General features: G+C 61.7%; 6 protein-coding genes. 4 read left to right on the top strand and 2 right to left on the bottom strand.

Features of this window, described 5'->3' with window-relative positions; translation table 11 throughout:
• Positions 1-176: 176 nt before the first annotated feature.
• Positions 177-794 (top strand): DUF4124 domain-containing protein, encoded by a 618-nt coding sequence (locus GY725_16340; GenBank protein MCP4005760.1) that lies wholly within the window; start codon positions 177-179, stop codon positions 792-794.
• Positions 795-813: 19 nt separating this feature from the next.
• Here the strand turns inward: GY725_16340 and GY725_16335 are convergent, their stop codons facing one another.
• Complete coding sequence (locus tag GY725_16335; GenBank protein ID MCP4005759.1) at positions 814-1,770, bottom strand: alpha/beta hydrolase; 957 nt, start codon at positions 1,768-1,770, stop codon at positions 814-816.
• Positions 1,771-1,820: 50 nt separating this feature from the next.
• Positions 1,821-3,053, bottom strand: coding sequence for an amidohydrolase family protein (locus GY725_16330; protein MCP4005758.1), 1,233 nt, complete (start codon positions 3,051-3,053; stop codon positions 1,821-1,823).
• A gap of 78 nt (positions 3,054-3,131) precedes the next feature.
• On the opposite strand from GY725_16330, the gene GY725_16325 reads away from it, so the two are divergent.
• The 3 genes from GY725_16325 (at position 3,132) to GY725_16315 (ending at position 6,189) form a co-directional block, all read left to right on the top strand.
• Positions 3,132-4,343, top strand: coding sequence for a CoA transferase (locus tag GY725_16325; GenBank protein ID MCP4005757.1), 1,212 nt, complete (start codon positions 3,132-3,134; stop codon positions 4,341-4,343).
• 171 nt (positions 4,344-4,514) lie between these two features.
• A complete protein-coding gene (locus GY725_16320; protein ID MCP4005756.1) occupies positions 4,515-5,321 on the top strand; it encodes a crotonase/enoyl-CoA hydratase family protein in 807 nt (268 codons plus the stop codon).
• Between the two features lie 121 nt (positions 5,322-5,442).
• Positions 5,443-6,189 (top strand): type 1 glutamine amidotransferase, encoded by a 747-nt coding sequence (locus GY725_16315; GenBank protein ID MCP4005755.1) that lies wholly within the window; start codon positions 5,443-5,445, stop codon positions 6,187-6,189.
• Positions 6,190-6,324 lie beyond the last annotated feature (135 nt).

The raw sequence follows: 6,324 nt of genomic DNA, 5'->3' as shown, positions 1-6,324 counted from the left end.
GGCGCATTCCGACCCGCAGACTGCCGGGCGGACGGAGTCACGAACTCTCTTACGCGTACTGAGTCCAGGGAACGGGTCAGATGGCCTGCTCCGAGAAGACCTGCGGACTCGAAAGGCACATTCTTCGGACCACAACCCAATTCAAGACATCCCCGAAAGGGACCGAATTCCCGGGTATGACCCTCCTGACCTGTCCGAAGACCCGATTCGCCCGCCCGCTCCTCCCGGCCGCTCTCGTATTGCTTGCGACAGCCTTGTGCGGATCTGGAGCGAGTGCGGACGAGATCTACCGCTGGACCGATGCCCAGGGAAGAGTTCACTTCAGCAGCACGCCCCCACCGGGTGCCGCCGAATGGCAGAGCAAGCGCGACGCGTTGAATATCGTTCCCGAACTCAACCGCCCTGCAGGCAAACCGGAGTCTTCTGTCGAGGCACAGCGTGCGCGGGCGCGAGCTGCTGCGATGCGCAGCAGGAACGGTGCGCCGGCCGCCGCCTCTTCCCAGGCACCCTCCCCGAGCAAGACGATCGCCGGCCAGTCCCGCAAGCAGTGGCATGACGACGCTCTCGCAAAGCAGCAACGGGTCCGGAGCTTGGAGAAATCCGTCGAGCGACTCGAAGACCAGATGTCGTTTCCCAGTCGAGTGCGCTCGAGCATGCGTCGCGCGCTCATCGAAGACCGGCAGGAGCGCAGACTCAACAAGTTGAAGGCTCAACTCGAGGAAGCAGAAGATACTCTCGGTGATTTCGAAGCTGATGCCCAGCGTTCCGGCGTTCCAGCGGCCTGGTTACCGTAGTGCTCGGAGTCGCAAGCGACTAGCGGGTTGAAGACGCGAAGGCGCGTTGCAGTGCGCGGTCCTTCTGGCGGCGACAATCCCTCGCCTGCGCCAGGATCCTGGAGAAGTTCTGCGATCCGTGGATCATTCCCGGATAGCGTGAGATTTCAACAGGGACTCCCGCGGCGATCATGCGAGCCCCGTAGGTTTCCGCTTCGTCGCGCAGTGGATCGAACTCGCAGGTGACGATCAAGGCCGGAGGTAGCCCGCTCAAGTCGGGGGCATGCACGGGAGCCGCGTACGGGTTGCTTCGATCCTTCTCGTCTTGCAGGTAGAACCCCCAGCCTTCTTGCAGCGCGGCGCGCGTCAGCAGATATCCTTCGGCAAACGCGTCCATCGATTCCGTCTCGAGCCTGGGATCAGTGGCGGGGATTTCCAGCAACTGAAAGCAGATCGCCGGTCCGCCCCTGTCCCTCGCCAGAAGTGCGAGACCCGCTGCCAGATTGCCACCCGCACTCGATCCGGCAATCGCAATCCGGCGGGGGTCGACCCCGAGTGCATCTGCTTGCTCGGCCAGCCAACTCGTCGCTGTGTAGCAATCGTCCAGCGGCGCCGGAAACGGAAACTCCGGAGCCAGGTGGTAGTCGACCGATGCGACCACGCACTGGGCATTTGCGGCCAGTTCGAGGCATTCCGGTTCGGCCGAGTCCAAACTACCCGCCCACCAGGAACCTCCGTGGATGAACACGAGAGCAGGAAGCGGAGCAGCGGCAGAGGCGACGGGCGAATAGATGCGCACCCCGAACTCCCCGTACTCGCCCCAGAGTTTTCGTTCTTCGATGCGCGCGACCTCGGCGGGTTCCTTTCTCACCTGCGGCAGGAGCGCGCTTCTGCGCTCTTCCGCCTCGCGACGCCGCTCGCCGAGCGGGCGCATATCAGGACCGTTCTGCGTGGGATAGCGCTCGAGAATCGTCTGAAGCACAGGATCGAGCGGCATTGGAACTCTCCCTCAGGTTTCACTGCGACTCGCGTCCGACGAGAGCTCGGTTACGCCAGTCGATCTACCACTGCGACTCCATCTTTCATGATCAGATCAAAGTGCTTGTGCGGTTCTGCGAGCAAGGCGATCTGGCGTAGAGGGTCGCCATCGACCAGAATCAAATCCGCGCGAGCGCCAACCTTCAATTCGCCGAGCTCGTCGGATCGGCCGAGTATCTGCGCGTTGACGCGGGTGGCCGAGCGGATCACTTCGATGGGTGAGAGCACTTCTCCGCGAATCCTGAACTCCTCGCTCTGGTGTTCGTGAGTCTCACCGAGTAGATCCGTACCAAAGCCCATGGGAAGGCCGGCGTCCCGCGCGATCTCGAGCGACGCCAGGCCGGCGTCCAGCACGTCGCGTACCTTGCGCTGGCTATTCGCTGGAAAGCCCAATGCGCGACCGAGCTCGTCGATCTTGTAATACGTAACCAGGGTCGGAACCAGGAACGCCTTGCGCTTTACCATGAGCGCCGCCGTTTCGCGATCGATCAGGTTGCCGTGTTCGATCGTGCGCACACCCGCATCAATCGCTCTCTGAATCGCATCGGGAAGATAGGCATGAGCCATCGCGTACGTGCGCCAGCCCTGTGCTTCTTCGACAGCTGCGCGCATTTCATCCGGAGAGAACTGAGTGTTCCAGATCGGATCCGTTGGTGAGGCGACTCCGCCAGAAGCCATGATCTTGATTTGATTGGCCCCTCGGCGCAGTTCTTCGCGGGCGGCCTTTCGCACAGCATCGACGCCATCGACCACATGAGAGAAGCCGGTCGAATAGATCTGGCACGCGCAGCCCGCCGTTTCATCTCGCGCGCGAAAATCACCGTGACCTCCAGTCTGGCTCAGCGTTCGCCCCGAGTAGAAGATGCGCGGACCCGAGATCAAGTCCCGGTCCACGGCTTCAGCCAGACCCCAATCGGCTCCCCCTGCGTCACGTACCGTGGTGAATCCACGCCTCAGCATGCCTTCGAGAATCACACGAGCTTCCTGGGCCACGAGAGTGATGGGGCGGCTTTGCAGGCTCGCCAGATTCATGGTGGTGATGATCACGTGTACGTGGGCATCGATCAGGCCCGGCAGGAGGGCTCGACCACCGGCATCGATGGGTCGTGCATCCGGTGCCGAGATCTCCCTATCACTCAGTTCCACGATGCGTTCGTCTTCGATCAGCACCGAAGTACCGGGCCGCAGTTCGGCGCGGTCCAGATCGAGCAATGCTGCGTTGGAAACCAGGGTCTGTGCCATGTCCACCTCGACCGCCACGCGCACCGTATGATGCCGGAACGGAGAGCCCGCTCAGCGGACCTTCAATGGAGGAACAGAATGACCGGACCGCTCGATAACATCAAGGTAGTCGAACTCTCGACCTGGGTCGCGGGTCCCGCTGCCGCGGCGCTAATGCGCGATATGGGTGCGGACGTGATCAAGGTCGAGGCACCTACAGGGGATGCGCTGCGAGCGTTCAGCTTGCGAAACCTCGGGTACGAAACCGATCTGAATACGGCCTTCGAACTCGACAACCGTGGCAAGCGATCGATCGTGGTCGATCTCGAGAACGAGCGAGCAGGCGAAGTGATCTCCAAACTGTGCTCTCGCGCGGATGTCTTCATCACGAACTTGACCCAACCGCGACGCAAACGTTACGGCCTCGGGTTCGAAGCCTTGAAGAAGGCGAACCCCAGACTCGTATACACCTCACTCACCGGATACGGCACGCACGGTCCCGATGCCGATCGACCGGGCTTCGACTACTCGGCGTTCTGGGCACGCTCGGGAATCATGGGCTTGATGGGGGAACCGCCCTCCCCGCCCCCGCTGTGCAGGGGGGGACAGGGAGACCACACGACGGCCCTGAACCTTGCGCTCGCCACGCTGGCCGCCCTCCGACTGCGCGACTCACAAAACCGCGCGCAGTACACCGAAGTCACGCTCTACGGGACGGGCGTGTGGACGATCGCCGGGGATGTCTCGGCATCGCTGGTCACCAGAACCTCGGGACCGCGCCACGACCGCAGCACTCCACCGAATCCGATCTGGAATTCCTACCGCACATCGGACGATCGCTGGATTCTTCTGGTCCATCCGGCGCCGGATCGCTTCTGGCCGCTGGTCTGCAGTGCCATCGGGAGAGATGACTGGAGTGCAGATCCGCGTTACGACAGCGCGCCGAAGCGCTCGCAACTCAGCGCCGAACTCAGCACAGCGATCTCCGAGGCCTTTGCCCAGCACGACCTCGCCTACTGGAGCCAGACACTCGACCAACACGGTGTTGTGTGGGCTCCAGTCGCCACCATACCGGAAGTGGTACAGGATCCACAGGCACGCGAGATGGGCTTCTTTCACTCCATCGACCACCCGGAGTGCGGAAGCTTCGAAACGCTTGCGGCACCGTTTTCGATTCGCGATGCGGCGGTCGTCCCGCGCGGACCTGCTCCCGGACACGGGGCGCACACGCGCGAAGTATTGCAGGAAGCAGGACTCAGCAGCGACGACATCGACGATCTCAAACGTTCGGGTGCCATCGGGAACCAATGAGTCTTCGGGCTCATCGCCGGCTCTCGTAGGTCCGATGCGATAGCGACGCTAGAGTGAAATGAATTGACATTCCCGGATGCAGGGCACTCGCTCCTGCCCGAACAACTCGAGACGATGGCCAGTACGGCACTCTATTGGCGGCGTCCTGGATGAGACAAGGAGATGAACTCGATGGCCAAGGCTCTACTTACTGAACAGAACGCGCACATTCTGACCGTCACCATCAACCGCCCCGAAAAGAAGAATGCAGTGAACGCCGAAGTGTTGTGCGGTCTGTCGGATGCCTGGCGCCGTCTCGATTCCGATGATGACTTGAGAGTCGGAATTCTGACTGGCGCGGGTGAGAGTTTCTGTGCGGGAATGGATCTCTCCGTGATCGGCAAGCTCAGCTCGGGTGCGCCTCCGGATGACGAGTTCGAGGAACGCTTGAAGAAAGAACCCAATGTGATCTTCGACGGTTGGTTGAAGACCTACCGCCCCAGCAAGCCGCTGATCGCCGCGGTCGAGGGATTCGCCCTGGCCGGAGGAACGGAGATCCTTCAGGGTACCGATATTCGCGTTGCTGGCGAGAGCGCGAAGTTCGGGGTGACGGAGGTACAACGCGGACTCTTTCCGATGGCCGGTTCGACGGTGCGCCTTCCGCGCCAGATCCCCTATACGGTTGCACTCGAGATGCTGCTTACGGGTGAGGCGTACAGCGCCGCTCAATGCCTCGATTTCGGATTGATTGGCCACGTCGTGCCCGATGGCCAGGCACTGAGCAAGGCACGCGAGGTCGCCGCGCGAATTGCAAAGAACGGCCCCATCGCCGTCAAGGCAATCTTGCGTTCTGCTCGCGAGAGTTTCGGCCTCCCAGAAGCCGAGGCTTTCGAGCAAAAGGAGATGCCGATCGGCATGCCGGTTTTCCAGAGCGAAGATGCGAAAGAAGGACCGCGAGCGTTTCTCGAAAAGCGGGAGCCGGTTTTCACGGGCCGGTGACCCTCGACCGAACCCGGATACCTGCCAGGCCACGACCTCGTCCATCCGCGGGCAGATTCCGCTCTCGCCGGACGACGTCTGAACCGATGACGGGAATCGAAAGGACGCTGTGCCGGGCATCATGAACAAGCTTCTCGTCTGTCAGCACGTGCCGTTCGAACTCCTCGGAACCCTGAATCCGCTCTTCAAGAGCTTTGGATTCCGCATCAAATACGTGAACTTTGGCCGCTATCCCAAGTCCCAGCCGAGTCTTGACGGCTATCACGGCCTGATCGTCCTCGGTGGCCCGATGAGCGTCTACGACGATGCAGGCTTCCCCCACCTTCTGACTGAAGTGGAGTTGATCCGGGATGCGCTACAACGAGGGATCCCGATTCTGGGAATCTGTCTCGGCGCTCAACTGCTCGCCCGCGCGCTGGGAGCATCCGTGCGCCCGAATCCGCGAAAGGAGATCGGCTGGTATGACGTCTCCCTTACTGAGGAAGGCCGACTCGACCCGCTCTTCGGCCATTTTGCGCAATCCGAACGCATCTTCCAGTGGCACGGAGACACTTTTGATCTACCGGATCAAGCGGTTCGGCTCGCTCACTCGGAAGCCTGTGAAAATCAGGCCTTTCGCTACGGCGAACACGCATATGGCCTGCAGTTTCATCTCGAAGTCGATGCTGCACTGATCGAGCGCTGGCTCAGTGTTCCTGTGCACCTCGCCGAGATCGAAGAACTCGGAGGCGCTATCGACCCGAACTCGATCCGCGCCGAGACTCGTGAGCGCATCGCCGAAGCGATGCGCCTGAGCGATCGCACATTCAGCGAATTCGTGCGCCATTTTGGCCGCTGCAGAAAACGCCTGGCCCACCCGCATAGCTAGGGAACCTCTGCACAGGGAGGCTGCGGCTGCGAAGCGCGATGCATCCGCCTGCGCTGCGTCGCGCGACCCTCTGCAGATCTACGGATCTGCGATCGGATCACCCTTCTTGCTCAGGCGGCGACTCCCGCTTCTCGC

This window comes from bacterium, assembly GCA_024226335.1.
Classification (GTDB): domain Bacteria; phylum Myxococcota_A; class UBA9160; order SZUA-336; family SZUA-336; genus JAAELY01.
Note: the sequence above shows the minus strand (reverse complement) of the source record. Positions and strands in the feature narration are given on the sequence as shown.